We start from the raw sequence: 26841 nt of genomic DNA, 5'->3' as shown, positions 1-26841 counted from the left end.
CCTTCACTATGGCGCGCAAAGGTTAAGTTTGTATGCTCTAGTGGAACGGACGAATGGCTAAATTTGACAGAAAGGCCCCAGCGTGAGCAGTGACATCTTTATCGGCGGCGGCGGTCCCGACCATGCGACCAAGCAATTTCTCGATCTTGGCTATGCCAACCGCCACGGGCTGATCGCGGGGGCGACGGGCACGGGCAAGACGGTGACGCTGCAAATCCTTGCCGAGGGTTTTGCCAATGCCGGAGTGCCGGTGTTTCTGTCGGATGTGAAAGGCGATCTGTCCGGCCTTGCAGTCGCGGGAAGCGAGACCGCCAAACTGCACGGCCCCTTCACCGAACGCGCGGCAAAGATCGGCTTTGACGACTATGCCTATCAATCCTTTCCGGTGACCTTTTGGGATCTCTTTGGGCAGCAGGGCCACCCCGTTCGCACCACCGTTTCCGAGATGGGCCCGCTGCTGATCGCCCAATTGCTCAGCCTTTCCGAGGCACAGGAGGGCATCCTGAACATCGCCTTTCGCGTGGCCGACGAAGAGGGGATGCCGCTTTTGGACCTGAAAGACCTGCAATCCCTGCTGGTTTGGGTGGGCGAGAATGCAAAGGACTTGGCGCTGTGCTATGGCAATGTCTCGACCGCGTCGGTGGGCACGATCCAGCGGCGGCTGTTGGTGCTGGAGAACCAAGGCGGCGCGCAGTTGTTTGGCGAACCGGCGCTGGCGCTGTCGGACCTCATGCGCTGCGATGCCGAAGGCCGGGGACGGATCAACATCCTCGCCGCCGACAAGCTCATGGCCTCGCCCAAGCTCTATGCCACCTTCCTGCTGTGGCTCATGTCCGAGCTTTTCGAAGAACTGCCCGAGGTCGGCGACCCCGACAAACCGAAGCTCGTGTTCTTCTTCGACGAAGCGCATCTCCTGTTTGACGACGCGCCCAAGGCGCTGGTCGACAAGGTAGAGCAGGTGGCACGCCTGATCCGCTCCAAGGGGGTCGGCGTCTATTTTGTCACCCAAAACCCGGCCGATGTGCCCGACGATATCTTGGGCCAGCTTGGCAATCGCATCCAACACGCGCTGCGCGCTTTTACGGCGCGCGACCGCAAGGAACTGCGCCAAGCCGCTGAGACCTACCGCGAAAACCCGCGTTTCGACACCGAAGAGGCGATCCGCGAGGTCGGCGTGGGCGAGGCGGTGACCTCTATGCTGCAACGCAAGGGCGTGCCGGGCGTGGTGGAGCGCACCTTGATCCGCCCGCCGTCTTCCCGGCTGGGGCCAATCACGGTGGCAGAGCGTGCGGCGGTGCTGGCGGAGTCCGATCTGGCGGGGAAATACGAAACCGTTCAAGATCGCAACTCGGCCTATGAGATGCTGAAGGCCCGCGCGGAGGCGGCCGCCAAAGAGGCCGAGAAAGTCGAAGCCGCCGCCGAGGCAGAGGATGAAGCCGCCCGCGAGTTTCAAAAAGCCCGCCGCTATGGCGGAGCTCGCAGCGGCGGCGGCAGCCGGTCGGGCCGCAAGGCTTCGGACGGATTTGGCGATGCCATCGCAAGCGCGGTGATTAAAGAGCTAAAAGGCACCACCGGGCGCCGTATCGTACGCGGCATCTTAGGCGGCTTGTTCAAAGGGCGCTGAGAAGGTGGACAGACAAAAAAGGGGCGCGGTAGCAATACCGCGCCCCTTTTCGTGAGGGGATCTCACCCACAGCTTACCGCTCGGGGATCAACCCGCGTGGGCTGAAGCGTAGCACCAGCAGCAACACGACGCCCATGGTCAACAGCCGCATATGCGCGGCGCTTTCGATCAGATGCGCCTTCAATGCCGAGCCTTCGGACATGCCAGCGGTGATCAGGCTCATCAGCCACAGACCCATCGGTTCGACCTGCACCCAGAGGAACCAGATCAGGAAACCACCCAAGATCGCGCCGAAGTTGTTGCCCGACCCGCCAACGATCACCATCACCCAGATAAGGAAGGTAAAGCGCAGCGGCTGATAGGTACCCGGCGTCAACTGGCTGTCCATCGTGGTCATCATCGCACCCGCAATGCCGCAGATGGCAGAGCCGAGGATGAAAACCTGCAAATGCCGCGCGGTGACATCCTTGCCCATGGCTTCGGCTGCGACTTCGTTGTCACGGATTGCCCGCAGCATCCGGCCCCAAGGGGAATGCAACGCACGCTGGCTCATCCACAGCAAAAGGATCAGAACCACCGCGAAAAGCGCGATATAAAGCAGTTTGACCCAGAGCGTCGAGGCCTCCACCGGGTCAAACCCGAAGCCGGCGGCGCGTTCCACAAAGGAGGTGCTGTTCTGCAAATCGATCTCATAGGGCACCGGACGGGGCAGGCCGATCACGTTTTTCACGCCGCGGCTCATCCAGTCTTCGTTTTTCAGCACCGCGATGATGATCTCGGCAATCCCCAGGGTGGCAATCGCCAGATAGTCCGACCGCAGGCCAAGCGCCGTCTTACCGATCAGCCAAGCCGCTCCCGCAGCAAAGAGACCACCCACAGGCCAAGAGATCAGCACCGGCAGGCCAAGACCACCAAGATAGCCGGTCTGCGCGGGATTGATCGCCTCGACCGCCTCAACCGCAGGATCAAGCAGGGCGCGGAAGATGAAGAAACCGATGACCAGCACAGCAATTACCGAAAGGGTGCGCGCCGTGCCGGGGGCCATGCGTTTCATCAGCATGACCGCCGCCACCACGGTGCCCGCCCCAAGGGCCAGCGCCCCCAGAATGGCGAAACCACCGGTGGACCAAGCGCCCTCGGTCGGGGGCATGGAGACCAGCACAGCCGCCAGACCGCCCAAGGCGACAAAGCCCATGACGCCGACGTTGAACAGCCCCGCAAAACCCCATTGCAGGTTCACCCCAAGCGCCATGATCGAAGAGATCAGACCCATGGCGATGATAAGCAGAGCAGAGTTCCAGCTTTGGGCAAAGCCCGTGTAGATGATCATTAAGGCGATGATGCCGAAAAGGATCGTGTTTTTCACAGTCTGGGTCATACCGATTTCCCCTTGAACAGGCCGGTGGGCTTGATCAGCAGAACGATCAGAAGAATGACGAAGCTGACCGCAAATTTGTAATCCGTGCTCATAAGCTGGACCAAGCCGTCAGGCTCCATCCCGTCGGGCATGACGTAGCCCAGCACCTTCTTCCACGCATAGGTGATCGTCACCTCAGAGAAGGCGATGACAAAACCGCCCGCGATCGCCCCCACCGGAGAGCCAAGCCCGCCAACGATGGCCGCGGCGAAGATTGGCAGTAGAAGTTGGAAATAGGTGAAGGGTTTGAACGACTTATCAAGGCCGTAAAGTGTGCCCGCGATGGTCGCGAGTGCGGCCACGATCATCCATGTGATCATCACCACCCGCTCAGGGTTGATGCCCGACAAAAGCGCCAGATCCTCGTTGTCGGAATAGGCCCGCATGGATTTGCCCGCGCGGGTCTTGTTGAGGAACCAGAACAGCACGGCCACAACGATGATCGCGGTGATGATGGTGATGCCTTGGGTCGTCTTGAAGGCCAGACCTTCGCGCAGGCCGGTCATCTCTTTGAAATCCCGCGCCGACATGATGAAGCGCTGCCCGTCGAGGAAGTTCTGATCGTCCGCGCCGATGATGAAGCGGGTGATGCCGTTGTAGATAAAGGTCACACCAAGACTGACGATCACAAGGATCACCGGCTTGGCCTTTTGCTCGCGGTAGAATTTATAGACCACCCTGTCGGTGCCCAGCACCAGCAGCATGGCAAAGGCGATGCCGAAGGGCAGGGCCAGAAGCGCCGTGGGCAGCACGCCGAGGCTGAGGCCCATGGATTGGAACAGCCATGTTATCAGGATCGTCGCCATGGTTCCCATGGCCATCGTGTCGCCATGGGCGAAGTTGGAAAACCGCAGGATGCCGTAGACCAGCGTCACCCCAAGCGCGCCAAGCGCCAGCTGCGAGCCATAGGCGATGCCCGGAATGAGCACATAGTTCGAAAGTGCAATAATTGCGTTGAGCAGATCCATGTTCAGCCCCCCAGAAACGATTTGCGGACTTCAGGATCGGCCAGAAGCTCTTTGCCGGTGCCAGTAAAGGCGTTCGCCCCCTGCACAAGCACATAGCCCTTGTCCGCGATCTCAAGCGCTTGACGGGCGTTCTGTTCGACCATCAGGATCGGTATGCCGGTGCGGGCAACCTCGATGATCCGGTCAAAGAGTTCGTCCATTACGATGGGCGAGACACCCGCTGTCGGCTCATCGAGCATCAGAACCTTCGGCTGCGTCATCAACGCCCGGCCCACGGCGACCTGCTGGCGTTGACCGCCCGACAGTTCGCCCGCTGCCTGATTGCGCTTTTCCTTGAGGATCGGGAAGAGGTCATAGACCTGCGCCATCGTATCGCGGAAATCGTCACGGCGGATGAAGGCCCCCATCTCTAGATTCTCTTCGACCGTCATCGAGGTAAAGATGTTTGAGGTCTGGGGGACAAAGCCCATGCCCTTGGCCACCCGGTCTTGCGGGCTGAGATTGGTGATATCCTCCCCATCCAGCCGCACATGGCCCTTGCGCATGTCGAGCATGCCAAAGACCGCCTTCATACCAGTGGATTTGCCCGCACCATTGGGGCCGACGATCACGGCGATTTCGCCGCGATCCACCGCGATGGTGCAGTCATGCAGAATGTCGGGGCCCGCGCCGTATCCGGCGGTCATGCTGTCGCCGATCAGAAAGGGGCCGCCGGGGGCGGGGTGAGTTTTGCCGCTGGCCTTGGGCATGATGCTGCCTTGGCCCTTTGCGTTGCCGACCGACCAATCTTTGTTGCCGCGGTCGCCGTAGGGATCATTGCTCATGCGCCTACCTTGTCCTTGTTCTTCAGGCCGGTGCCGAGATAGGCCTCGATCACCTGCTCGTTCGCCTTGATCTCATCCAACGTGCCTTCGGCAAGCACGTGACCCTCGGCCATGCAGATCACCGGGTCACAAAGGCGGCCAATGAAATCCATGTCATGCTCGATGACGACGAATGTGTAATTGCGTTCTTGGTTCAGGCGGATGATGGCGTCGCCGATGGTGTTGAGCAGCGTCCGGTTCACACCCGCGCCGACCTCATCCAGAAAGACGATCTTGGCATCCACCATCATGGTGCGGCCCAGTTCCAGCAGCTTTTTCTGACCGCCCGAAATCTGCCCGGCCTTTTGCTCGGCCAGATGTTCGATGGTCAGGAATTCAAGCACCTCATCGGCCTTGGCTTTCAGCGCGCGTTCCTCATCGGCGATGCGCTTGGTGCCGAACCATGTGTTCCACAGTGTTTCGCCCGACTGGTTGCCCGGCACCATCATCAGATTCTCACGGCATGACATCGACGAAAATTCATGCGCAATCTGGAAGGTGCGCAGCAGCCCTTTATGGAACAGCTCATGCGGGGGCAGGCCAGTGATGTCTTCACCGTCCATGGTCACCCGGCCCGAAGTGGGCTGCAGCACGCCTGCGATAACGTTGAACAGCGTGGTTTTCCCCGCGCCATTGGGGCCGATCAATCCGGTGATCGATCCCTTTTCAATCGACAGGCTTGCCCCGTCGACGGCGTGAAACCCGCCGAAGTGTTTGTGTACGTCGTCTACGACGATCATATGTCCATCCCCGTGTCCGCCACCTTGTGGCTGGTTTTTATTGGTCGTCTTGCGGTGGGCCGCGCATATCCGCGCTGCCTTACCTGTTTACAGTCTGCTGAGATTCTTGGAAGGGACCGCTGCGGTCCTTTTATGAAGAAAGCTTGCCGCTGCCTCGTTAAAGGCAAATCGCGCAGCATTGCCGAAATCACACTCAGCAAGATACATGCGCTGAGCCCTGACCGGCACGGCCATCTGTTGCTTTTTCATCCTGTCCTCCCAGACGGGACGTGTTTTCCACGTCCTCAATAGGCGTTTTGTACTGGCTGCCCGCGCGGAAGAAAAGCCGATTTCCCAAGCAAAAGGCCCGATCGCGATGCGACCGGGCCCCTGCAAGTGTTTCGCACGAAGCTTAGATCAGCGGTAGCCGACCGTCACCATCTTACCGTCTTTCATTTCGATCTCACGGTAGCTGCCCGCGCTTTCGCCCGGTCCGATCAGCTCAACCGCCGACGCACCGACATAGTCGACATCGCCGCCGTCTTTGATGATCTGCAGCGCTTTGCCCAGCTCACCCGGCAGGATTTTTTCGCCCGGTGCGTTGGCGACTTCCATCACTTTTTCTTTGTACATCGCCGGATCGTTGGACCCTGCGGCCTGCATCGCCAGCAGCATCAGAGCCGCCGCGTCATAGGCTTCGGGGGAGAAGGCGTTGGTCGGCTCGAAACCGGCTTCTTCGCCCATCTTCTTGTAGTTGTCGGGGCCTTCGCCAGAGGCGCTTGGATTCTGACCGAAAGAGCCATCCGCGATCTCGGCGAATTTTTCTTCCAGCGTGTCGGAAACCATGCCGTCGGGGAACATGAAGGTGTCGAACGCGCCTGCGTCGAGCGCGCCGTTCACGATGCCCGCACCGCCTTGGTCGACGTATCCGGCCACGATCAGCACTTCACCACCGGCAGAGGCCAGCGCGCCGACTTCGGCGGAATAGTCCGCTTTGCCGTCTTCATGCGATGTGTTGATGGTGACAGTGCCGCCGGATTCCTTAAACGCGGTTTCAAAGCTGTCGGCCAGACCTTTACCATAGTCGTTGTTGGTATAGGTGACGGCGACTTCTTTGATGCCACGGTCGTTCAAGATGTCGGCCATGACCTGACCCTGACGCGCGTCCGACGGCGATGTGCGGAAGAACAGGCCGTTGTCTTCGACGGTCGACAGAGCAGGCGAAGTCGCCGATGGCGAGATCATCACGATGCCGTTCGGAATGGCGACGTTCTGCAGCGAGGCTGTCGTCTCGCCCGAGCACATGCCGCCCACGATGCCGCTCACGCGGTCGGAGGTGATCAGACGCTCAGCCGATGCCACGGCAAGGCCCGCGTCGATGCAGCCGGTGTCGCCACGCTCGGACGAAACGGTGGCCCCGTCGAGGAACATGCCGCTCTCGTTAACTTCGGAAATCGCCAGTTCAGCACCGGCGGCCATGTCATTGGCCAGCGATTCCAGCGGGCCGGTGAAGCCCAGCAGAATGCCGATTTTTGTGTCTTCTGCATGCGCGCCGGTGGCGAGCAAAGCTACGGCCGTTGTGGCCATCAATATTTTTTTCATTTGGTACTCTCCCTTAGTTGAACTCTCGTTCTGATCGAACGTTAGGTCGTGGTTTCGAAAAAGAAAAGGCGATTTATCACGCGGTCTGCGCGGGCGGCTTTTCGCGTGTGCCGAGTGGAATGCTGGAAATGGGCCGCTTGCTGGCTATGTCTTGTTCCAAGCCCCCATGCCCAAAGGAGCCTGCCCGTGACATCCGCCAAACAATTTGCAACCGCCACTTTAATCGGCCTTAGCAGCCTCTGCGCCGCAGGCGCGGTAAGCGCCCAGAGCAGCCTGACGATCACCCCCATAGCCGAGGGTCTAGAGGCGCCTTGGGGCATCGCCCCCATGCCCGACGGCGGCCTGTTGGTCACCGAGAAAGCCGGGCGGCTGATCTACCAAAAAGACGGCGCACGGCATGAGGTGTCGGGCCTGCCCGAGGTGGCCGTGGTCGGGCAGGGCGGTCTGTTGGACATCACCCTGGCCGAGGATTTCGCGCAGAGCCGCCTGTTGTTCCTGACCTATGCCAAACCCCAAGAGGGCGGCGGCGCGGGCACCGCTTTGGCCAGCGCCAGATTGTCTGAGGACGCCCGCAGTTTGGAAAACTTGACCGAGCTTTTCGCCATGAAACCGGGCAGCAGCGGCGGGCAGCACTTCGGCTCTCGCGTGGTCGAAGCGCCGGACGGCACGCTGCTGCTGACCATCGGCGAACGGGGCGATCGCCCCGCAGCCCAAGACCGCAGCACCCATAACGGCAGCATCATCCGCGTGAACCGCGACGGTTCGGTGCCCGACGACAATCCCTTTGTCGATATGCCGGATGTGCTGCCCGAGATTTGGTCCTATGGCCACCGCAACCCGCAAGGGGCGGGGCTGGATCTGGAAGGGCGGCTTTGGGTGTCGGAACATGGGGCCAAGGGCGGCGACGAGGTGAACCGCATCACCAAGGGCACAAATTACGGCTGGCCGGTAATTTCCTACGGGGAGCATTATTCGGGTGCGAAGATCGGTGAGGGCACCTCGAAAGAGGGGATGGCGCAGCCCGAATTCTACTGGGATCCCTCCATCGCGCCTGCGGGGCTGGTGGTCTACTCCGGCGCGCAATTCCCCGAATGGGAGGGCGATATCTTCGTAGGCTCGCTCAAGTTCGACTATATCGCTCGGCTGAGCGGTGACCCGCTGGAAGAGGTCCAGCAGATCAAAACCGCCGAGACTGCCCGCGTGCGCGATGTCGTCGAAGGCCCCGAAGGTGCGATCTGGTTCATCTCAGAGGGCAATGGCACCGTCTACCGGATCACGCCTTGACCCTTAGGCAGGCTGCCGGGTGGATTGGCTGCCGCGCTCGCGATAGGGCGTGGTTTGATAGTGCGCCCGGTAGCATTTGGAGAAATGCGAGGGCGAAGCAAAGCCGCAGGCCAGCGCCACGTTAATCACGCTCATATCCGTCTGCATCAACAGGTTACGCGCCTTTTGCAGCCGCAGTTCCATATAGTAGCGTTTGGGGCTGCGGTTCAGGTAACGCCGGAACAGCCGCTCCAGCTGGCGGGTCGACATGCCAACATCCCGCGCAAGGATCGAAGGGCTGATCGGCTCTTCGATATTACGCTCCATCTGCTGAATGACTTGGCTAAGCTTCGGATGGCGAACACCGATTCGCGTGGGCACCGACAGGCGTTGCGTGTCTTGATCGGTGCGGATTGAGGAATAGATCAGCTGATCCGCCACGGCATTGGCTGTTTCTTCGCCGTGATCATCGGCGATGAGTTTCAGCATCAAATCCAGAGACGAGGTGCCGCCCGCCGTGGTCAACCGGTTGCCGTCCACCACGAAAACCGATTTCGTCAGGATAACCTCTTCGAATTCCTCGCCAAAGCTGTCTTGATTCTCCCAATGGATCGTTGCGCGTTTGCCATCCAGCAGCCCGGCCTTGGCCAGCGTGTGCGCTGCGGTGCACAGGCCGCCCACCACCAACCCTTTGCGGGCCTCGCGGCGCAACCAGGCCAACAGTTTCTTGGTAGTCGCCGCCTGTACGTCGAGGCCGCCGCAGATCACAATCGTGTCGTCACGGCCCAATTCCTCTAGCCCGCCATCAAGCGCAAAGACCGCGCCGGCCGAGCTTGTGCAGGCCTCACCGCTTTCGCCCACGGCCTGCCATTGGTAGACCTCGCGTTCGAGCATGCGATTGGTGATACGCAGGCATTCCACAGCGGAGGCAAAGCTCAGCAGAGTGAAATTCTCCAACAGCACAAAGACGAAGCGCCGCGGCTTGTCGGTCTGGGGGGGCATGCGGGTGGCCGGGCGCGGTTGGGACATCTCGGCGTCTTTCTACTCAGGTCGTCTCTGCCGACATGTGCCATGGCCGCCAGAACTTGCCGAAAACATTGCCCACGGCCCTGTCGCAACGTCAATAGGGCGCATTTCGGTTCTGGTCACTTTCCCCGCGCCTTTGTATAGAGAAAGATCACGAAGCGCCGACACTCGGCGCTGTGGAGCGGAGTAGAAAGATGACAGACTGGAGCACCTCAAGCTGGCGCAGCAAACCGCGCGTCCAGATGCCCGATTACCCTGACCAAGCCGCATTGCAAGCGGTTGAGGCACAGCTGGCACGCTATCCGGTCCTCGTTTTTGCGGGCGAAGCACGCCGGTTGAAGAAACATCTGGCCGCCGCTGGCCGTGGCGAAGCCTTCCTTTTGCAGGGCGGCGATTGCGCGGAGAGCTTTGAGCAGTTCAGCTCGGACGCCATTCGCGACACATTCAAAGTGATGTTGCAGATGGCCATCGTGCTGACCCATGGTGCCAAAGTGCCGGTGATCAAGCTGGGCCGTATGGCGGGGCAATTCGCCAAACCGCGTTCGGCCCCGACCGAGACAGTTGATGGCGTGGAACTGCCCAGCTACCGCGGCGACATCATCAACGATCTGGCCTTCACCGCCGAGTCGCGCATCCCCGACCCGCAAAAGATGCTGCGCGCCTACACACAGGCCGCCGCCACGCTGAACCTTTTGCGCGCCTTCTCAACCGGGGGCTATGCGGATGTGCATCAGGTGCACGGCTGGACGCTGGGCTTCACCGACGACGAAAAGGCCGAGAAATACCGTGAGATCGCGAACCGCATCTCTGACACGCTGGATTTCATGGCCGCCGCTGGCGTAACCGCCGAAACCGCGCATACGCTGCAATCGGTGGAATTTTACACCAGCCACGAATCCCTGCTGCTGGAGTATGAAGAGGCGCTTTGCCGTCGCGACAGCCAGACCGGCAAATGGCTGGCAGGTTCGGGCCATATGATCTGGATCGGTGACCGCACGCGGCAGCCGGACGGCGCGCATGTGGAATTCGCCCGTGGTGTGCAAAACCCGATCGGCCTGAAATGCGGCCCCTCGATGACCAGCGATGACCTCAAGCAATTGATGGCCAAGCTGAACCCCGACAACGAAGAAGGCCGTCTGACGCTGATCTCGCGCTTTGGTGCGGGACAGGTGGGCGATCACCTGCCGCGTCTCATCAAAACCGTGCAGGAAGAGGGCGCGAATGTCGTCTGGACCTGTGACGCGATGCACGGCAACACGATCAAATCCTCGACCGGCTACAAGACCCGGCCGTTTGATTCCGTGCTGCGCGAAGTGCATGAGTTCTTTGCCGTTCATAACGCCGAAGGCTCTGTCCCCGGTGGTGTGCATTTCGAGATGACAGGCCAAGACGTGACCGAATGCACCGGCGGCGTGCGCGCGGTCAGCGACGAAGACCTGTCGGACCGCTACCACACTGCTTGCGACCCGCGCCTGAACGCCAGCCAGTCGCTGGAATTGGCGTTCTTGGTTGCCGAAGAACTGTCGAACCGCCGCACGGCACAGACAGCGCGGGCAGCTGGGTAACAGACGCGACCTTGGCCGACCAACGATGAGATTGACGCCGCCCCGCATGATGCAGGGCGGCGTTTTTTTACGTTCGAAGGGCAGGTTTGCGCGCTATTCCTGCTCTGACTTCACCAGACGCAGGTAGGGCGGCAGATCTCCCGTCTTGGCACTGGTGAAGCTGGCTTTTCCCTCTGCAAATCCGGTTTCCCTTGGCAAAGTCGACTGTTGCAACGGAGCGGCATAGCGCAACGCTCTGGTCGCTCCGCCAATGCCGCTGCGCCGCGTCGCCTGCGCCAGATCGAAACGCCGCGGGGTTTGGCCGACCTCGCCCTGCACGACGAGACAGCCCAGCACCCGGCTGACATCGCCCAGATCGCTTTTAAGCGGCAAAAGCAGCATGCGCCCCGTCAAAGCCGGTCGCCCATAGGAGGCAGCCGCGCTGAGATGCAGGGTGGATTGACCGGGAAGTTGAAAAACCTCTTCCAGCGCCTCGCTGACGCGGGGACGCGATTGCGTGCCGAAAAAGGCGGTGATTGGCATGCCACGCACTTCCATCCCCATGAGATCGCGCAGATGGCCGCCCGCGATACGCAACCGCCCAACACCCACCGCGACACGTTCAAGGATAAAGGCGTATTCCAGCGCAGCCTCTATCCCGCGCGGGTCGATATCGGACCGCCGCGGCATCAATCTGTTGCCACGCAAGGCTTCCCAATAGGCTTCGACCTGCGCCAGCGGGCCATAGCCAACATGCGTCCGATGATCTGACATGGCGACAACATTCTGCGCGGTGTGGCCTGTATTGCCCATTAAAACTCACCCATAAGGACCTGGCCAATACAGCTGCCGTTTTTGAAACGACAGCGGCACAATGTGGCCGAAAACATTACCAAATCATTAATATCGCAGACCGAGAGAGAATTCGTCCCGCTTTCGGCGAAGTGGTTAACAACATTGCGGTGGGATCAGCCGCGCCATCGGGGCCGGGGGCTTGCCCCCCGCGGGGGTTTCGCCGTAAGGCAGGACATGACCGCCCTTGCAAGGAACGCGCCGATGATCAGGTCCATGACAGGTTTCGCCTCTGCCTCCGGCGCTTTGGAGGGCTGGAGCTGGTCTTGGGAGTTGCGCGCGGTCAATGGCAAAGGGCTCGACCTGCGGCTGCGTGTGCCCGATTGGGTCGACGGGCTGGAGGTCGCCCTGCGCAAGCAGGTGACGGCTCAGGTGGCGCGGGGCAATATCACCTGCAACCTGCGGATATCCTCGGCTGAGAGCGACGGCAGCTTGCAGGTCAACGCGGCGCATGTCGACACGCTGCTGACCGCCCTGCATGAGATTGAGGCCCGCGCGATGGATGCCGGTGTGTCGCTCGCGCCTTCGCGGGCAAGCGACATTCTCACCATGCGCGGCGTGCTGGAACAGGCCGAGCAGGCACAGGACATCGACGCGCTGCGCGACGCTTTGCTGTCGGAAATGCCCGCCTTGCTGCGCGACTTCAACGCCATGCGCGCGCAAGAAGGCGCGGCGCTGGCCGCGGTGATGCAGGACCAGTTGACCGAGGTCGAAAACCTTGCCGCCGAAGCCGCGTCATTGGCGGAGGCGCGCCGCGAAGACAGCGCCGCCAACCTGCGCCGCAACCTCGCACGGGTGATGGACAACAGCGAAGGCGCGGATGCCGACCGGGTGGCGCAGGAACTGGCCTTGATCGCGGTCAAAGCCGATGTCACCGAAGAGATTGACCGCCTTGCAGCCCATGTCACCGCCGCCCGTGCGTTGATCGGGCAGGGCGGGCCGGTGGGGCGCAAGCTGGATTTCCTGATGCAGGAGTTCAATCGCGAAGCAAACACGCTCTGCTCCAAGGCGCAGAGCACTGAATTGACGACTGTCGGTCTGGCCCTGAAGGCGGTGATCGACCAAATGCGCGAACAAGTGCAAAATGTGGAGTAAGACGTGACCAACCCAAGCCGACGCGGCCTTCTGATCATTCTCAGTTCCCCCTCTGGGGCGGGCAAATCGACCATGGCCCGCGCCCTGCGCGCATGGGATCCGACGATCAATTTTTCGGTCTCCGCCACCACCCGCGCGCCCCGACCGGGCGAGGAGGACGGCACCGATTACCGCTTCGTCGGCGAGGAGCACTTCCGTCAGGCCGTGGCCGAGGGCGAGATGCTGGAACACGCCCATGTCTTCGGCAATTTCTATGGCTCGCCCAAGGCGCCCGTGCAGGCGGCGATCGATCAGGGGCAAGATATCCTCTTTGACATCGACTGGCAGGGCGCACAGCAAATCCGCAACTCGGATCTGAACACCCACACGCTGTCGATCTTCCTGCTGCCGCCCTCGATCACCGAATTGAAACGCCGTTTGGAAAGCCGGGGGCAGGACGATGCCGAGACCATTGCCAAACGCATGGGCAAAAGCTGGGACGAGATCAGCCACTGGGATGGCTATGACTTCGTGCTGGTGAATGATGACCTCGACCAGACCGAGGCGCGGCTGAAATCCATCATTACCGCCGCGCGGCTGCGGCTGAGCCAACAGCCCGCCATCAAGGATCACGTCCGCCGTCTGCAATCTGAATTTGAGGAGTTGAAATGACCCTTTACGCCCTTGCTGATGCCCGCCCCGATGTCTCTCCCGATGCTTGGGTCGCGCCGGATGCCAATGTGATCGGCAAAGTCACACTCGGGCCTGACGCCTCTGTCTGGTTCGGCAGCACCCTGCGCGGCGACAATGAAATGATCACCGTGGGCCGCGGCAGCAACGTGCAAGAAAACTGCGTCTTTCACACCGATATGGGCTATCCGCTGACCGTGGGCGAGGATTGCACCATCGGCCACAAAGTCATGCTGCACGGCTGCACCATCGGCGACAACAGCTTGATCGGCATGGGGGCCACGGTGCTGAACGGCGCTAAGATCGGCAAAAACTGCCTGATTGGGGCAGGGGCGCTGATCACCGAAAACAAGGTGATCCCCGATGGGTCTCTGGTGATGGGGGTGCCGGGTAAAGTGGTGCGGGAGCTTGACGCGCAGGCGATCCAGCAGCTGACCGCGAGCGCCAAACACTATGCCGAAAACGCCGCGCGCTTCCGCCGCGATCTTAAACCGCTCTGACATGGCCAATACCGCCGTGACCCTTGCAGAGGTGGTGGCGGCACTGCCGCTGCCGAGCGTGGCCATCAACGCGGAAGAGCGGATCACCGTTTTGAACGCCCCCGCCGAGGACTTGCTGGGCAAGGGGCTGCTGGGCCGCCACTTTGTCACCGCACTGCGCCAGCCGGGGCTGGTCGAAGCGGTGGAGCGGTGTCTTTCGGGGGCGGGCCCCTGCCAAGCGCGTTTCACCAGCATTGGCGGCGAACACGGCACCACCTATGACGTCAGCCTGCGCCCGGTGGGGGCGCATGGGATCGTCCTGCTCAGCTTCAACGATGTGACGGAGATGGCGCAGGCCGGGCAAATGCGCCGCGATTTTGTGGCCAACGTAAGCCATGAGCTGCGCACGCCGCTCACCGCGCTCATCGGATTTATCGAAACGCTGCAAGGCCCGGCGCGTGATGACACGGCGGCGCGCGAGCGGTTTCTGGGGATCATGGCGCAAGAGGCCGAACGGATGAACCGGCTGGTGGGAGAGTTGCTGTCTCTCAGCCGGGTTGAGGCTGAGGAACGCGTACGCCCCGAAGCGCCGCTGGATGTGCGCGACGTGCTGCGTGGCACCCTGCGCAACCTCGCGCCGCTTGCTGTCGATAGCAATGTGACGTTGGTCCCCGCGCTCGGCGATGAACCGGCGCAGGTCTTGGGTGATGCAGACCAGTTGATGCAGGTCTTTACCAATCTTATCGAGAACGCGATCAAATACGGCGGGCGCGACAACAGGGTCGAGATCTCGGTTAAAAGCACGGCCCATGACCCGGCGATGCGCGGCCCGGCGGTCTGTGTCAGCGTGCGCGACCATGGCCCCGGCATTGATGCGATTCACCTACCACGCCTGACCGAACGGTTCTACCGCGTCGACAGTCACCGCAGCCGCGCGCTTGGGGGGACAGGGTTGGGTCTGGCCATCGTCAAACACATAATGAATCGCCACCGCGGGCGGCTCAAGGTGACCAGCACCCCCGGCCAAGGGGCCGAATTCCGCGTGATTTTGCCGATGAAAACGGAATCTGACTAAATTTTGCAGAAATTTGGTGATTCAGGCCGACTGTCATGGAACTGTAACGTTGCTGTCACAAAAGCACAGCACCGCCTTCATAGACGGGGCGCAGATCACAATGGGGTGGTCACCAATTCGCATCTGACAGGAGATATCATGTCACTCGCAAAACTCACCACTTCCGCCCTGGCGATTGCCGCCGTATCCGCAACTGCTGCTGCCGCGCGTGACCAAGTACAGGTTGCCGGTTCTTCGACCGTGCTGCCCTATGCCTCCATCGTCGCCGAAGCCTTTGGCGAAAACTTTGACTTCCCGACACCGGTCGTGGAATCGGGCGGCTCCTCGGCTGGCCTCAAGCGTTTCTGCGAAGGCGTGGGCGAGAACACCATCGACGTGGCCAACGCCTCGCGCCAGATCAAAGAAGCCGAAGTGGCGGCCTGTGCCGAGAACGGCGTGACCGACATCATCGAAGTGCGCATCGGCTATGACGGCATCGTTTTCGCCTCCGACATCAATGGCGAGACTTTCGCCTTCACCCCGACCGATTGGTACAAGGCACTGAGCGCCAAAGTCGTCGTCGACGGCGAAGTGACCGAGAACCCCTATACCACATGGGATCAGGTCAACCCCGACTTCCCCGCGCAGCCGATCCAAGCCTTCATCCCCGGCACCAAACACGGCACGCGCGAAGTGTTCGAGGAAAAAGTGATCCTCGCGGGCTGTGAAGAAACCGGTGATCTTGAAGTTTTCGCCGAAGCTGCGGGCGGCGACGAGAAAGCGGCTGAGAAAGAGTGCATCAGCTTGCGCACCGACGGCAAGTCGGTCGACATTGACGGCGACTACACCGAGACGCTGGCACGCATCGAAAGCAACCAAGACGGCATTGGCGTCTTCGGTCTGGCCTTCTATGAGAACAACACCGACAAGCTGCAGGTTGCCACCATGGGCGGCGTTGAGCCAACCACCGAGAGCATCGCCTCGGGTGACTACCCCGTGTCGCGCCCGCTGTTCTTCTACGTCAAGAAAGCCCACATCGGCGTGATCCCCGGTCTGAAAGAATACGCTGAGTTCTTCGTCGCGGACGAAGTTGCTGGCCCCGACGGCCCACTGGCCGAATACGGTCTGGTGTCTGACCCCGAGCTGGCCGACACCCAGTCCGTGGTTGCTGACGAAACCGTGCTGGGCAACGGTTCCTAAACCTAACTTAAACGACGCCGGGGGCGGGCAACTGCCCCCGGTTTTTCGCGTTTTGATCCACCGGGGGACATGTGGGACAAATACTGACAACAGGCGCGGTGCTGCCACTGGTCATCCTGATCGCGGCTTTGGCACTGGGCGGCTACTTCCTTGCGCGGCGTCGGGCTTTGGCCTCTGCCCAAGGCGACAGCCGCAATCTGCATTCGCTGCCAAGCTATTACGGCTATAACGCGGTGATGAGCGTGGCAGTGCCCGCGCTTTTGGTTCTGGGCCTCTGGCTGCTGGTGCAGCCGATGCTGGTGCAATCTTCGGTGGTCGACATGATCCCTGCCGAGGCTGTGCCCGAAGGGTCTTCCGCTAACCTGATCATGAGCGATGTACGCCGTTTGGCCGATGGGCTGGATGCGGCGGTTTCTGCCGGCGCTCTCAGCGCGGGCGACGCAACGGACCTATCTGCCGCGGACGATCTGCGCGCATGGCTGGCCGAACGCGGCGTCGCCATCGGGGCCGAGATCAGCCCCGAAGTCCTCGCCGCAGCGCAGGCCTACCGCGAGATGACGGCCACGGGCAATTTCTGGCGTAACATTGTCGTCGCTCTCATCGCCTTGATCGCGCTTTTTCTGGTGCTGCGCGAAACCGATGCCGAATTCCGCGCCCGTAACCGGGTCGAGGGTGGCATCAAAGCTCTGCTGATCCTTGCGGCCTCCCTCGCGATCCTCACCACCGTGGGCATTGTGCTGTCGATGCTGTTCGAGACGATCAACTTCTTTAATCTGCATCCATGGACTGATTTCTTCTTCGGCTCCTCCTGGGCGCCAAACTTTCGCGGGGACAGTGACCTGTCGATCCTGCCGGTGCTTTGGGGGACGCTCTATATCTCTTTCATTGCGCTGCTGGTGGCTGTGCCCATCGGGCTCTTCGCCGCGATTTACCTAAGTGAATATGCCGGTCCCAAAGTGCGCGCCACAGCCAAGCCGCTGCTGGAGATCCTCGCTGGTATCCCCACCATCGTTTACGGTCTCTTCGCGCTGCTGACGGTTGGGCCGTTCCTTGTGCAGGTCTTTGGCCGGGGGGATGCAGGGCTGCTGGGCGTTGACTGGATGTCTGGCGCGACCTCGGTGCTGACCGCTGGTTTGGTCATGGGCATCATGCTGATCCCTTTCGTCTCCTCCCTGTCGGACGACATCATCAACGCGGTGCCCCAGTCGCTGCGCGACGGCTCCTTCGGCTTGGGTGCCACGCAGTCCGAGACAATCCGTCAGGTCGTGATCCCAGCCGCTTTGCCGGGTATCGTCGGGGCCGTTTTGCTGGCCGCCAGCCGCGCCATCGGTGAAACGATGATCGTCGTGCTGGGGGCAGGGGCCATCGCCCGCATCTCGGGCAATCCATTGGAAGCCATGACAACCATCACCACCCGCATCGTCAGCCAGTTGACCGGAGACAGCGATTTCGCCAGCCCCGAGACGCTGGTGGCCTTTGCCCTTGGCCTGACCCTCTTCGTCCTGACCTTGGGCCTGAACGTGCTGGCCCTCTACATCGTGCGCAAATACCGGGAGCAGTACGAATGAGCGATATCCCCAACCCCGCAGCCCCTTTTGCAGACCCGCGCGGTGCGTCCCTGCTGGTGCAAGACGGGCGGACCAAACGCCGCAACGCTGCCGAGGGCCGTTTCAAGCTCTATGGAATCATCGCCATCGTCATCGGCCTACTGATGCTGCTGACGCTGCTTTTCACCATCATCTCCCGCGGTACCGGCGCGTTCCAGCAGACCTATGTGACGCTTTCCGTGCCACTTCTGGAGGACAAGCTCGACAAGAACGGCAACCGTGATCTGGAAGACATTAAAAAGGTCTCGACCTTCGGCTATTCGCCTTTGCTGAAAGCGGCCTTTGAAAACAAGGTCGAAGCGGCGGGGATCGAGACTGATCTCAAGTCGAAAGACATGGCTGACATCCTGTCGAAAGACGCCGCTGCACAGCTTCGCGATCATGTTCTGGCGAACCCAGAGTTGATCGGGACCGCCGCCGAGTTCGAGTTCCTGACCAACAGCCGCGTCGATGGCTACCTCAAGGGCCGTGTGACTCGCGAAAGCATCGCCAATGACAAGAACATCAGCGCCGAACAGCTTGATTTTGTAGACGTTTTGATTGCTGACGGCAGCCTCGAAAAGCGCTTTAACCTCGACTTCATCACGGGCGCCGACGCCTCTGACGCGCGGCCCGAAGCGGCGGGCATGGGGGTGTCGATGATCGGTTCCTTTGCCATGATGCTGGTGGTGCTGGTGCTGGCGCTGCCCATCGGTGTTGCGGCCTCGATTTACCTCGAAGAATTCGCCCCCAAGAACTGGATCACCGACATCATTGAGGTGAACATCAGCAACCTCGCAGCGGTCCCGTCGATCGTCTTTGGCATCTTAGGCCTTGCGGTGTTTATCAACTACATGCACCTGCCAAACTCCGCACCCTTGGTCGGTGGTCTGGTGCTGACGCTAATGACGCTGCCAACCATCATCATCTCGACCCGCGCCTCGCTGAAATCCGTGCCGCCGTCGATCCGTGATGCGGCGCTTGGGGTAGGGGCCTCGAAAATGCAATCGGTCTTTCACCATGTGCTGCCCTTGGCCGCGCCAGGTATCCTGACCGGCACCATCATCGGGCTGGCGCAAGCCCTTGGCGAAACGGCACCTTTGCTGCTTATTGGGATGGTCGGCTTCATCGCCTCCAACCCGCCGGAAAGCATCGCCGAAGGGCTGATGTCCCCGAACTCCGCCATGCCGGCCCAGATTTACGAATGGGCCAAACGCGCCGACCCGGCCTTCTATGAACGCGCTTGGGGCGGTATCATCATCCTACTGGTGTTCCTGATCTCGATGAATGCCATCGCCGTGCTGCTGCGCCGCCGCTTTGAGCGACGCTGGTAACCAAAGGACGGGACCCATGAAAGACAACAGATATTCGGAGAGTGACGTGACAACCCAACCCGTCAAGATCGCGGCCCGCAATGTGCAGGTCTACTACGGTGACAGCCACGCCATTCGTGACGTGGACATCGATATCGCCGATAAAACCGTGACTGCCTTTATCGGCCCATCAGGCTGCGGAAAGTCGACTTTTCTGCGCTGTATCAATAGGATGAACGACACAATTGATGCCGCGCGCGTGACCGGCGATATTCGCATCGATGGCGAAGACATCTATGACAAACGCGTCGACCCGGTGCAGCTGCGGGCCAAGGTGGGCATGGTGTTTCAAAAGCCGAACCCATTCCCCAAGTCGATCTACGACAATGTCGCCTATGGCCCGCGCATCCACGGGCTGGCGCGCAACAAGGCCGATCTTGACGACATCGTTGAACAGGCGCTGCGCCGTGGGGCAATCTGGAACGAGGTGAAAGACCGTCTGCATGCACCGGGCACTGGCCTGTCTGGGGGACAACAGCAGCGTCTGTGCATTGCCCGCGCCGTGGCGACGGAGCCGGAAGTGCTGTTGATGGACGAACCTTGCTCAGCCCTCGATCCGATCGCCACCGCGCAAGTTGAGGAATTGATTGACGAATTGCGCCAGAACTACTCCGTCGTGATCGTCACTCACTCCATGCAACAGGCCGCACGTGTGAGCCAGAAGACTGCCTTCTTCCACCTCGGCAACCTTGTGGAATTTGGCGACACCGACGACATCTTCACGCACCCCCAAGACCCGCGCACCGAAAGCTACATCACCGGCCGTATTGGATAATATCATGTCAGATCAACACATTGCATCAGCATTCGACCGCGATCTGGAAGCGGTTCAGGCCCAGATCCTCAAAATGGGCGGCTTGGTCGAAGACGCCATCCGCCGCGGTGCCCAGTCACTTGAAACCCGCGACGAAGAGCTCGCCAATGAGGTGCGTGCAGGGGACAAGGCCATCGACGGGCTGGAAGAGCAGATCAACGAAAGCGCCGCCCGCGTCATCGCTTTGCGCGCGCCCACGGCGATTGACCTGCGGCTGACATTGAGTGTCATCAAGATTAGCGCCAACCTCGAACGTATTGGCGACTATGCGAAAAACATGGCCAAGCGCAGCAGCGTGCTGAACCAGATGGAGCCAGTCAGCGACAGCACCGGTGCGATCCGCCGCATGGCCGGCGCGGTGGAAGCGATGCTGAAAGACGCGCTTGACGCCTATATCCAGCGCGACGCCGATCTGGCGCGTGATGTGATCACCCGCGACGAAGATGTCGACCAGATGTACAACGCACTGTTCCGCGAATTCCTGACCTTCATGATGGAAGACCCGCGCAGCATCACCGCCTGCATGCACCTGCATTTCATCGCCAAAAACGTCGAGCGTATGGGCGACCATGTCACGGCCATCGCAGAACAGGTCGTCTATCTGGTCACTGGTGAGACGCCTGAGGACGACCGGCCCAAGGCTGACCGCACCTCGATCATCACGAAGGGCTGAAACCATGGACGTGACCCGGCCACAGGTTTTGCTGGTAGAAGACGAACCCGCGCAACGTGAGGTTTTGGCCTATAACCTCGAAGCCGAAGGCTTTGAGGTGCGGCGCGCCGAGGATGGTGAAGAAGCCATGTTGCTGGTGTCAGAGGCCGCACCTGATCTGGTAATCCTCGATTGGATGATGCCCTTGATGAGCGGCATCGAAGTCTGCCGCCAGTTGAAGTCGCGAGAGAGCACCCGGCATATCCCGGTCATCATGCTCTCGGCGCGATCCGAGGAAGTGGACACCGTGCGGGGCCTTGAGACCGGCGCGGATGACTATGTGATCAAGCCGTATAATTTGCGCGAACTCATGGCGCGGGTCCGTACGCAGTTGCGGCGCACGCGACCAGCAGCCGCAGGCGCGCTGCTCAGCTTCGATGACATCCAGCTTGATCCAGAACGCCACCGCGTAAGCCGTGCGGGCTATGAACTGAAACTGGGGCCGACAGAGTACCGGCTGCTGACGACGCTGCTTGAGAAACCCGGCCGTGTCTTCAGCCGCGACCAGTTGCTCGACCACGTTTGGGGCCGCGATATCTATGTCGACACGCGCACTGTGGACGTTCACATTGCACGACTGCGCAAGGCGTTAACCCGTGAAGGCGGTGGTGATCCAATCCGTACCGTACGGGGCGCGGGCTACGCCTTGGGCTAAGGCATTCGGTTCACCCTTAGGACACAATTTATTTACATAATACTGATTATGAGCTTTACATATTGCAGTATTGCCCCCGTTGTTGCGATCTTCTCGCCACAGTAGCACCTCAATGCCACCTGACGCTGGACAGCGCCAGTTTCGCTCCGCTAACACTATCTAGATGTTTTAAAGCGAGTGATTATGGCCTCTGTACTTATTTTGAACGGCCCGAACCTGAACCTGTTGGGCACGCGACAGCCTGAGGTCTATGGCAAGACGACCTTGGCGGATGTTGAGGCTCTCTGCGCGGCGGAAACTGCGCGGCTGGACTTGGAGATGCAGTTTGCGCAGTCCAACCACGAAGGCGCGTTGATCGACTTGATCCATGAGGCCCGTGGCCAACATGCTGGTATCATTCTGAATGCTGGCGCCTATACGCATACGTCGATCGCGCTGATGGATGCCATCGCCTCTGTCGAGCTGCCTGTGGTCGAAGTGCATTTGAGCAATATCCATGCCCGTGAGAGCTTTCGCCATAGGTCCTACATCGCCCCTGTGGCCATCGGACAAATCTGCGGTTTCGGTGTACACGGCTATGTTCTGGCCATCCAAGCCCTTCAACGCTGCATTGTAAGCTAATGAATTTGCGCGATTGTCTTCATCAAATCGCGCATAGCCCGACAATCGAAGAACTCTGGGATGCCCATACGCGACAGATGGCTGACTATGGGTTTGACCGGCTGATCTACGGGTTTACGCGCTACCGAACGCCGACATCGCTGGGGGATCCGGCGGATTTTGTCATTCTGAGCAATCAAAGCCCGGAGTATCTTAACGGCTATCTTCATAGCGGGCTGTATTTCAACGCGCCTATGCTGCGATGGGCGCTGAACAACGAAGGCGCTTGTAGCTGGGGCACCCTGCCCGAGATCACGCATGGCGATGACTTGTCGGAGTCCGAGAAACGGGTGGTTGATTTCAACGCGCGGATGGAGGTGACCGCGGGCTACACGATCAGTTTCCGGTCCATCTCGGCGCGGTCCAAAGGCGCGATCGCCTTAACGGCACGGCGTGGCCTGACCCAAGACGAGGTCGATGCGATCTGGGACGAGCATGGCGCCGACATTCAGTTGATGAATGAAATCGCGCATCTAAAGATCCTGTCCCTGCCCTATAGCAGCCCCAACCGAAGCCTTACGCGGCGCCAGCTAGAGGTGCTGCAATGGGTCGGAGATGGCAAAACAACGCAGGACATCGCTCTGTTGATGGGTCTGACAGCCCCCACCGTCGAAAAACACCTTCGCCTCGCCCGAGAAGCACTGTCGGTTGAGACGACAGCTCAGGCGGTGTTAAAGGCCGCTTTTGCGAACCAGATGTTTGTGATGGATCAGTAATATATTAGGGTATGGAATACCTTACTGGCACCTCAGGTAGTAGATGGCCATGGTCCGCCAGTATCGGGGGTGTTCGCATCAACGGTACGACGGGCTTTAAATCCTTGTAATACCAAGGCGCTTTTGGGCCCGCCGGTCTCAGTCAGGTTTATTTTTCACCTGGCTGACCGGATCCCTACCCTTCCCCAGATACTCTTCGCTCACGGCCCCCGCGCTGCGCATTGGCAGCGCCGCCATGCGTATCCCCCCAACGAAAAAGGGCGGCGCATTGGAATGCACCGCCCCATATTCAGCATGACGAAAAGGCTTAGCCTTTCGCGGCTTTTGCCACTTCTGCTGCGAAGTCTTCTTTGATGACTTCGATGCCTTCGCCAACTTCCAGACGCACGAAACCGGTGATGGTCGCGCCTGCCTCTTCGGCAGCTTTGCCGACGGTCAAGTCAGGGTTCACAACGAAGGACTGGTTCACCAGCGTCACTTCGGACATGTACTTCTGCATCCGGCCGGTGATCATTTTCTCGATCACGGCTTCGGGCTTGCCGCTTTCACGGGCGATGTCCATCTGAACTTGCTTTTCTTTCTCGACCACGGCTGGGTCCAGATCAGCTTCGGACAGCGACGCGGGGTTCACAGCGGCGATGTGCATCGCGATCTGCTTGCCCAGCTCTTCGTTGCCACCGTTCATGGCGACCAGAACACCGATCTTGCCCATGCCGGGCGCGGCTGCGTTGTGCACGTAAGAGACAACGGTCTCGCCTTCGATGCTCTGCATCCGGCGCAGCGACATGTTCTCGCCGATTTTGGCGATGGCGTCGGTCAGCGTGGTTTCAACGGATTTGCCATTGATCTCAGCCGCTTTCAGCGCGTCGACATCGTCCACTTTCAGCGCTGCATCGGCGATGTTGCTGACCATGGATTGGAATTCGGCGTTCTTGCCGACGAAGTCGGTTTCAGAGTTCACCTCAACCGCGACGCCGCGGCTGCCTTCGACCTTAACAGCCACAAGACCTTCGGCTGCGGTACGGCCGGATTTCTTCGCCGCTTTGGCCAGACCTTTGGTGCGCAGCCAGTCAACGGCGGCTTCCATGTCGCCGTTGCTTTCTGTCAGTGCCTTTTTGGCGTCCATCATGCCTGCGCCGGTGCTGTCGCGCAGTTCCTTGACCATGGATGCTGTGATTGCCATCTCTTGGTTCTCCTTTGGAAATCGGGTGCAGGCCCAAGGCCCGCTACTGGTGGAAATCGGGGCAGGTTACCCTGCCCCGTGTTTCAGGTCCGTGACGCTTAGCCTTCGGCTTTTGCGACGGTCTCTTTCTTGGATTCGATGTCCAGCGGCGCGTCTTTGCCCATGGCATCGTCGTGCACGGTCTCTTCGGATGCGTTGCCGATTTCGACGCCGGTGCTTTCTTCGCTTACGGCTTCTTCTTCGGGGGCTTCTTCCATGGCGCCCAGATCAACGCCTGCCGCACCCAGCTGAGCGGACATGCCGTCGAGAGCAGCGCGCGATGCCAGATCGCAGTAAAGCGAGATGGCGCGGGCCGCGTCGTCGTTGCCGGGGATGATATAGTCAACGCCGTCGGGCGAGCAGTTGGTGTCAACCACGGCAACAACTGGGATGCCCAGTTTGTTGGCTTCGGCGATGGCCAGTGCTTCTTTTTTCACGTCGATGACGAACAGCAGGTCAGGACGACCGCCCATTTCGCGGATGCCGCCCAGCGATGCTTCCAGTTTGTACTGGTCACGCTCCATACCAAGACGCTCTTTCTTGGTCAGGCCTTCAAAGCCGCGCTCGGACTGCTCATCGATGTTTTTCAGACGGTTGATCGACTGCGAAACGGTCTGCCAGTTGGTCAGCGTGCCGCCGAGCCAACGGTGGTTCATGTAATACTGTGCGCATTTCTCTGCGGCTTCGGCGATCGGCTGAGCAGCCTGACGCTTGGTGCCAACGAAGAGAACGCTGCCGCCTTTGGCGACGGTGTCACGGATCACTTTCAGCGCATCGTCCAGCATAGGAACGGTTTGCGTGAGGTCCATGATGTGGATGCCGTTGCGTGCGCCGTAGATGTACGGGCCCATGCGGGGGTTCCAGCGCTGCGTCTGGTGACCAAAGTGTACGCCTGCTTCAAGCAGTTGGCGCATGGAGAACTCAGGAAGAGCCATGTCTTTATACCTTTCCGGTTTAGCCTCATCGGGGGTATGACAGCGTCATGCTGCCAACCGGCGGACGTTTTGGGATTTCTCCCCAAAAGGCCCAACCCCGACTGCGGGTTCAAGTGGGGCGCATATATGCCAGCGCGCGCCGCAGCACAAGGGGCTTATTGCAGGCCCGACCGGGGATCGGCATGCCCTGCCCGCACGATCGCCTCGCAATGCTGCGCCAGCGCCTTGCGCCCCGCGAAATCGGCTACCGGAAGCGGCGGGTGATAGACCACCTCGACCGCACCCTGTTTTCGCGCCGCCAGTGTCGTCAGCAGATGCGCCCCAAATGACATATCCCCCCACCATCCATAAAACCGCGGGTCTTCGCCCTGAGGCGCATGGTAGATCACACTCACCGGCTGAACCGCGATCTCGTCACGCAAGGCCGGGTCGAAAAAAGCCTCAAAAAGCGTTGTTTTGAAGGGAAGCACTTGCAGCCCGTCGGTGCTGGTGCCCTCGGGGAAGAACAGTAGCTTATGCCCCGCCAACAGCCGCGTCCGAAAAATCTCTGTCTGGCTGCGCGCCTCGGCCCGGTCGCGGCGGATAAAGACCGTCCCCGTCGCCCGCGCCAACCAGCCGATGCCGGGCCAGCCCGCGACTTCGGATTTGGAGACGAAATAGATCCGTTTGGCCGCGTTCAGCGCGAAAATATCCAGCCATGACGTATGGTTGGCCACCACCGCGCCGCGCCGCTCCATCGGGGTGCCCCGTCTGACAAAGCGCATGCCAAGCACCCAGAATGCGGCTCGGCATACCATTTGCGTGATATGGGGCGTGATGGGCCGGTGCAGGCCGAAAATTGGCCGCTCGATCAGCCGCAACAGCAACAAGACCACCAGCCCGCCAAAAACCAAAAGCGCCAAGAGCACACCGCGCAGCGCCACGCGCAACATCCCCCCAAGGGTCAGGTGCCGCTTGGGCGGTGGCTGGTCGCTGTCCCAAGTCGTGGTCATCCTGCGCCTCCGCCATAGAACCGCGCCTGACGCGCGCTCATCTGTTTCGTGTCTAGAATCAGGCAGACATCCGTGGTGTTGAAGGCACGGTCGATATAGGCCCCCTCGCCCACGGTGCCGCCCAGCCGGAGATAGGCTTTGATCAGGCTCGGCACGGCTAGCATGGCCTTGCGCCGGTCAAGCTCGGCCTCAGCGACCAGGTCCATCGGGGTGAATTCACGGGCGCGCACGCGCAGGTCTGCGGGCGCCAAGTGCCGTTGATGCAACAGCGAAAGCGGTTCGGCCAAGGCGGCCGTATCGGTGCCGTGAAAGCTTGCCACGCCGAACAGAACCTCAATCTCATGCTCGGCGACATAGCGCCCGAGCGCGGCCCAAAGGTGGTGCATCGCCGTGCCGCCGCGATAGGCAGAATCAAGGCAAGACCGCCCCAATTCCAATAGTTTACGTCCCGAATTCTTCAGCGGTGTCAGATCGTATTCCGTCTCGGAATAGAACCCGCCTGCCCGTGCAGCCATATCCCCGCGCATCACCCGGCAAACGCCCGCAAGCTTGCCATTGCGCAGATCTGTCAAAAGCAGATGATCGAAGTAAGGGTCGAATCGGTCTTGCTCCAGCCCGGCGGTGTGATCGACCATCGGCCCGCCGCCGCCCAGCTCTTGCACGAAGACATCATAGCGGAGCCGCTGCGCGGCCTGCACATCAGCGTCCGTCTGCGCCAGTCTGACTTGAAAATCTGCTGCAACGCCCCGCGGCATCGGCCAATCCTATGCCCGAAATGAAAGTCTTCGCCTGATAGGCAAT

General features: G+C 60.5%; 27 protein-coding genes. 15 read left to right on the top strand and 12 right to left on the bottom strand.

Annotation, left to right across the window (positions count from 1 at the left end; translation table 11 throughout):
* The first annotated feature begins 82 nt into the window (after nucleotides 1-82).
* On the top strand, nucleotides 83-1624 hold the full coding sequence (locus tag T8A63_RS09035; RefSeq protein WP_322345636.1) for a helicase HerA-like domain-containing protein: 1542 nt from the start codon (nucleotides 83-85) through the stop codon (nucleotides 1622-1624).
* 73 nt (nucleotides 1625-1697) lie between these two features.
* Here T8A63_RS09035 and T8A63_RS09030 read toward each other — a convergent pair whose 3' ends face one another.
* From T8A63_RS09030 to T8A63_RS09005, 6 genes are all read right to left on the bottom strand, one after another.
* Complete coding sequence (locus T8A63_RS09030) at nucleotides 1698-3002, bottom strand: branched-chain amino acid ABC transporter permease (RefSeq protein ID WP_322345634.1); 1305 nt, start codon at nucleotides 3000-3002, stop codon at nucleotides 1698-1700.
* Nucleotides 2999-4009 (bottom strand): branched-chain amino acid ABC transporter permease, encoded by a 1011-nt coding sequence (locus T8A63_RS09025; protein WP_322345631.1) that lies wholly within the window; start codon nucleotides 4007-4009, stop codon nucleotides 2999-3001. The genes T8A63_RS09030 and T8A63_RS09025 overlap by 4 nt, the downstream gene beginning before the upstream one ends.
* Nucleotides 4010-4011: 2 nt before the next feature.
* Complete coding sequence (locus T8A63_RS09020) at nucleotides 4012-4833, bottom strand: ABC transporter ATP-binding protein (protein WP_093926183.1); 822 nt, start codon at nucleotides 4831-4833, stop codon at nucleotides 4012-4014.
* Nucleotides 4830-5612 carry an ABC transporter ATP-binding protein gene (locus T8A63_RS09015; RefSeq protein ID WP_067937161.1) on the bottom strand — a complete coding sequence of 261 codons (783 nt, stop codon included), beginning with the start codon at nucleotides 5610-5612 and terminating at the stop codon, nucleotides 4830-4832. Before T8A63_RS09015 ends, T8A63_RS09020 begins: the two co-directional genes overlap by 4 nt.
* Before the next feature lie 87 nt (nucleotides 5613-5699).
* Nucleotides 5700-5861 (bottom strand): hypothetical protein, encoded by a 162-nt coding sequence (locus T8A63_RS09010; protein WP_300052714.1) that lies wholly within the window; start codon nucleotides 5859-5861, stop codon nucleotides 5700-5702.
* Between the two features lie 147 nt (nucleotides 5862-6008).
* Nucleotides 6009-7193, bottom strand: coding sequence for an ABC transporter substrate-binding protein (locus T8A63_RS09005; RefSeq protein ID WP_120351073.1), 1185 nt, complete (start codon nucleotides 7191-7193; stop codon nucleotides 6009-6011).
* Between the two features lie 186 nt (nucleotides 7194-7379).
* Here T8A63_RS09005 and T8A63_RS09000 point away from each other — a divergent pair, with 186 nt between their 5' ends.
* Entirely contained in the window at nucleotides 7380-8477 is a 1098-nt protein-coding gene (locus T8A63_RS09000) for a PQQ-dependent sugar dehydrogenase (protein WP_322345627.1), read from the top strand.
* Nucleotides 8478-8480: 3 nt separating this feature from the next.
* Here the strand turns inward: T8A63_RS09000 and T8A63_RS08995 are convergent, their stop codons facing one another.
* Entirely contained in the window at nucleotides 8481-9485 is a 1005-nt protein-coding gene (locus T8A63_RS08995; protein WP_067628623.1) for a GlxA family transcriptional regulator, read from the bottom strand.
* 191 nt (nucleotides 9486-9676) lie between these two features.
* On the opposite strand from T8A63_RS08995, the gene T8A63_RS08990 reads away from it, so the two are divergent.
* Nucleotides 9677-11047, top strand: coding sequence for a class II 3-deoxy-7-phosphoheptulonate synthase (locus tag T8A63_RS08990; protein WP_067628621.1), 1371 nt, complete (start codon nucleotides 9677-9679; stop codon nucleotides 11045-11047).
* A 93-nt stretch (nucleotides 11048-11140) separates the two neighbouring features.
* On the opposite strand, the gene T8A63_RS08985 is transcribed toward T8A63_RS08990, so the two are convergent.
* Entirely contained in the window at nucleotides 11141-11800 is a 660-nt protein-coding gene (locus T8A63_RS08985; protein ID WP_322345626.1) for a PAS domain-containing protein, read from the bottom strand.
* Nucleotides 11801-12082: 282 nt separating this feature from the next.
* On the opposite strand from T8A63_RS08985, the gene T8A63_RS08980 reads away from it, so the two are divergent.
* From T8A63_RS08980 to T8A63_RS08925, 12 genes are all read left to right on the top strand, one after another.
* Nucleotides 12083-12973, top strand: a complete 891-nt coding sequence (locus T8A63_RS08980; protein ID WP_322345624.1) for a YicC/YloC family endoribonuclease — start codon at nucleotides 12083-12085, stop codon at nucleotides 12971-12973.
* Nucleotides 12974-12976: 3 nt separating this feature from the next.
* Complete coding sequence (gmk, locus tag T8A63_RS08975; protein ID WP_120351079.1) at nucleotides 12977-13624, top strand: guanylate kinase; 648 nt, start codon at nucleotides 12977-12979, stop codon at nucleotides 13622-13624.
* Nucleotides 13621-14142 (top strand): gamma carbonic anhydrase family protein, encoded by a 522-nt coding sequence (locus tag T8A63_RS08970; protein WP_300052733.1) that lies wholly within the window; start codon nucleotides 13621-13623, stop codon nucleotides 14140-14142. The genes gmk and T8A63_RS08970 overlap by 4 nt, the downstream gene beginning before the upstream one ends.
* Nucleotide 14143: 1 nt before the next feature.
* Complete coding sequence (locus tag T8A63_RS08965; protein ID WP_322345621.1) at nucleotides 14144-15196, top strand: ATP-binding protein; 1053 nt, start codon at nucleotides 14144-14146, stop codon at nucleotides 15194-15196.
* Nucleotides 15197-15334: 138 nt separating this feature from the next.
* On the top strand, nucleotides 15335-16375 hold the full coding sequence (locus tag T8A63_RS08960; protein WP_322345620.1) for a substrate-binding domain-containing protein: 1041 nt from the start codon (nucleotides 15335-15337) through the stop codon (nucleotides 16373-16375).
* A 71-nt stretch (nucleotides 16376-16446) separates the two neighbouring features.
* Nucleotides 16447-17943: a phosphate ABC transporter permease subunit PstC gene (gene pstC / locus T8A63_RS08955; RefSeq protein WP_416153239.1), complete on the top strand. Its 1497-nt coding sequence runs from the start codon at nucleotides 16447-16449 to the stop codon at nucleotides 17941-17943.
* On the top strand, nucleotides 17940-19295 hold the full coding sequence (gene pstA, locus T8A63_RS08950; RefSeq protein WP_067628609.1) for a phosphate ABC transporter permease PstA: 1356 nt from the start codon (nucleotides 17940-17942) through the stop codon (nucleotides 19293-19295). The genes pstC and pstA overlap by 4 nt, the downstream gene beginning before the upstream one ends.
* A gap of 16 nt (nucleotides 19296-19311) precedes the next feature.
* A complete protein-coding gene (pstB, locus tag T8A63_RS08945; protein ID WP_322345618.1) occupies nucleotides 19312-20109 on the top strand; it encodes a phosphate ABC transporter ATP-binding protein PstB in 798 nt (265 codons plus the stop codon).
* Nucleotides 20110-20113: 4 nt separating this feature from the next.
* Entirely contained in the window at nucleotides 20114-20821 is a 708-nt protein-coding gene (gene phoU, locus T8A63_RS08940; protein WP_259985451.1) for a phosphate signaling complex protein PhoU, read from the top strand.
* 4 nt (nucleotides 20822-20825) lie between these two features.
* On the top strand, nucleotides 20826-21515 hold the full coding sequence (gene phoB / locus T8A63_RS08935) for a phosphate regulon transcriptional regulator PhoB (RefSeq protein ID WP_322345616.1): 690 nt from the start codon (nucleotides 20826-20828) through the stop codon (nucleotides 21513-21515).
* Between the two features lie 183 nt (nucleotides 21516-21698).
* Nucleotides 21699-22136 (top strand): type II 3-dehydroquinate dehydratase, encoded by a 438-nt coding sequence (gene aroQ, locus T8A63_RS08930; protein WP_300052753.1) that lies wholly within the window; start codon nucleotides 21699-21701, stop codon nucleotides 22134-22136.
* Nucleotides 22136-22891 (top strand): LuxR family transcriptional regulator, encoded by a 756-nt coding sequence (locus T8A63_RS08925; RefSeq protein ID WP_322345614.1) that lies wholly within the window; start codon nucleotides 22136-22138, stop codon nucleotides 22889-22891. Before aroQ ends, T8A63_RS08925 begins: the two co-directional genes overlap by 1 nt.
* A 307-nt stretch (nucleotides 22892-23198) precedes the next feature.
* On the opposite strand, the gene tsf is transcribed toward T8A63_RS08925, so the two are convergent.
* The 4 genes from tsf to T8A63_RS08905 form a co-directional block, all read right to left on the bottom strand.
* Nucleotides 23199-24074 carry a translation elongation factor Ts gene (gene tsf / locus T8A63_RS08920; protein WP_067629651.1) on the bottom strand — a complete coding sequence of 292 codons (876 nt, stop codon included), beginning with the start codon at nucleotides 24072-24074 and terminating at the stop codon, nucleotides 23199-23201.
* A 98-nt stretch (nucleotides 24075-24172) separates the two neighbouring features.
* Entirely contained in the window at nucleotides 24173-25048 is an 876-nt protein-coding gene (rpsB, locus tag T8A63_RS08915) for a 30S ribosomal protein S2 (RefSeq protein WP_067629648.1), read from the bottom strand.
* Nucleotides 25049-25203: 155 nt separating this feature from the next.
* The gene (locus T8A63_RS08910) at nucleotides 25204-26040 is read right to left on the bottom strand and encodes a lysophospholipid acyltransferase family protein (protein ID WP_322345611.1); all 837 of its coding nucleotides are present in this window, start codon (nucleotides 26038-26040) and stop codon (nucleotides 25204-25206) included.
* Entirely contained in the window at nucleotides 26037-26795 is a 759-nt protein-coding gene (locus tag T8A63_RS08905; RefSeq protein ID WP_322345610.1) for a GNAT family N-acetyltransferase, read from the bottom strand. Before T8A63_RS08905 ends, T8A63_RS08910 begins: the two co-directional genes overlap by 4 nt.
* Nucleotides 26796-26841: the final 46 nt, after the last annotated feature.

This window comes from Sulfitobacter sp. OXR-159 (genome assembly GCF_034377145.1).
In the GTDB taxonomy this organism is placed as follows: domain Bacteria; phylum Pseudomonadota; class Alphaproteobacteria; order Rhodobacterales; family Rhodobacteraceae; genus Sulfitobacter.
This window is presented reverse-complemented; position numbering and strand designations above follow the sequence as displayed.

Coding starts and splice junctions, on each gene's coding strand:
- T8A63_RS08965 (WP_322345621.1), top strand. CDS start 14,144: ATGGCCAATACCGCCGTGACCCTTGCAGAGGTGGTGGCGGCACTGCCG.
- T8A63_RS08985 (WP_322345626.1), bottom strand. CDS start 11,800: ATGTCAGATCATCGGACGCATGTTGGCTATGGCCCGCTGGCGCAGGTC.
- T8A63_RS09005 (WP_120351073.1), bottom strand. CDS start 7,193: ATGAAAAAAATATTGATGGCCACAACGGCCGTAGCTTTGCTCGCCACC.
- T8A63_RS09025 (WP_322345631.1), bottom strand. CDS start 4,009: ATGGATCTGCTCAACGCAATTATTGCACTTTCGAACTATGTGCTCATT.
- T8A63_RS08910 (WP_322345611.1), bottom strand. CDS start 26,040: ATGACCACGACTTGGGACAGCGACCAGCCACCGCCCAAGCGGCACCTG.
- phoU (WP_259985451.1), top strand. CDS start 20,114: ATGTCAGATCAACACATTGCATCAGCATTCGACCGCGATCTGGAAGCG.
- T8A63_RS09010 (WP_300052714.1), bottom strand. CDS start 5,861: ATGAAAAAGCAACAGATGGCCGTGCCGGTCAGGGCTCAGCGCATGTAT.
- phoB (WP_322345616.1), top strand. CDS start 20,826: ATGGACGTGACCCGGCCACAGGTTTTGCTGGTAGAAGACGAACCCGCG.
- T8A63_RS08925 (WP_322345614.1), top strand. CDS start 22,136: ATGAATTTGCGCGATTGTCTTCATCAAATCGCGCATAGCCCGACAATC.
- T8A63_RS09030 (WP_322345634.1), bottom strand. CDS start 3,002: ATGACCCAGACTGTGAAAAACACGATCCTTTTCGGCATCATCGCCTTA.
- rpsB (WP_067629648.1), bottom strand. CDS start 25,048: ATGGCTCTTCCTGAGTTCTCCATGCGCCAACTGCTTGAAGCAGGCGTA.
- T8A63_RS08995 (WP_067628623.1), bottom strand. CDS start 9,485: ATGTCCCAACCGCGCCCGGCCACCCGCATGCCCCCCCAGACCGACAAG.
- T8A63_RS08990 (WP_067628621.1), top strand. CDS start 9,677: ATGACAGACTGGAGCACCTCAAGCTGGCGCAGCAAACCGCGCGTCCAG.
- T8A63_RS08970 (WP_300052733.1), top strand. CDS start 13,621: ATGACCCTTTACGCCCTTGCTGATGCCCGCCCCGATGTCTCTCCCGAT.
- T8A63_RS09020 (WP_093926183.1), bottom strand. CDS start 4,833: ATGAGCAATGATCCCTACGGCGACCGCGGCAACAAAGATTGGTCGGTC.
- T8A63_RS09015 (WP_067937161.1), bottom strand. CDS start 5,612: ATGATCGTCGTAGACGACGTACACAAACACTTCGGCGGGTTTCACGCC.
- T8A63_RS08980 (WP_322345624.1), top strand. CDS start 12,083: ATGATCAGGTCCATGACAGGTTTCGCCTCTGCCTCCGGCGCTTTGGAG.
- pstB (WP_322345618.1), top strand. CDS start 19,312: ATGAAAGACAACAGATATTCGGAGAGTGACGTGACAACCCAACCCGTC.
- T8A63_RS08905 (WP_322345610.1), bottom strand. CDS start 26,795: ATGCCGCGGGGCGTTGCAGCAGATTTTCAAGTCAGACTGGCGCAGACG.
- aroQ (WP_300052753.1), top strand. CDS start 21,699: ATGGCCTCTGTACTTATTTTGAACGGCCCGAACCTGAACCTGTTGGGC.
- pstA (WP_067628609.1), top strand. CDS start 17,940: ATGAGCGATATCCCCAACCCCGCAGCCCCTTTTGCAGACCCGCGCGGT.
- tsf (WP_067629651.1), bottom strand. CDS start 24,074: ATGGCAATCACAGCATCCATGGTCAAGGAACTGCGCGACAGCACCGGC.
- T8A63_RS08960 (WP_322345620.1), top strand. CDS start 15,335: ATGTCACTCGCAAAACTCACCACTTCCGCCCTGGCGATTGCCGCCGTA.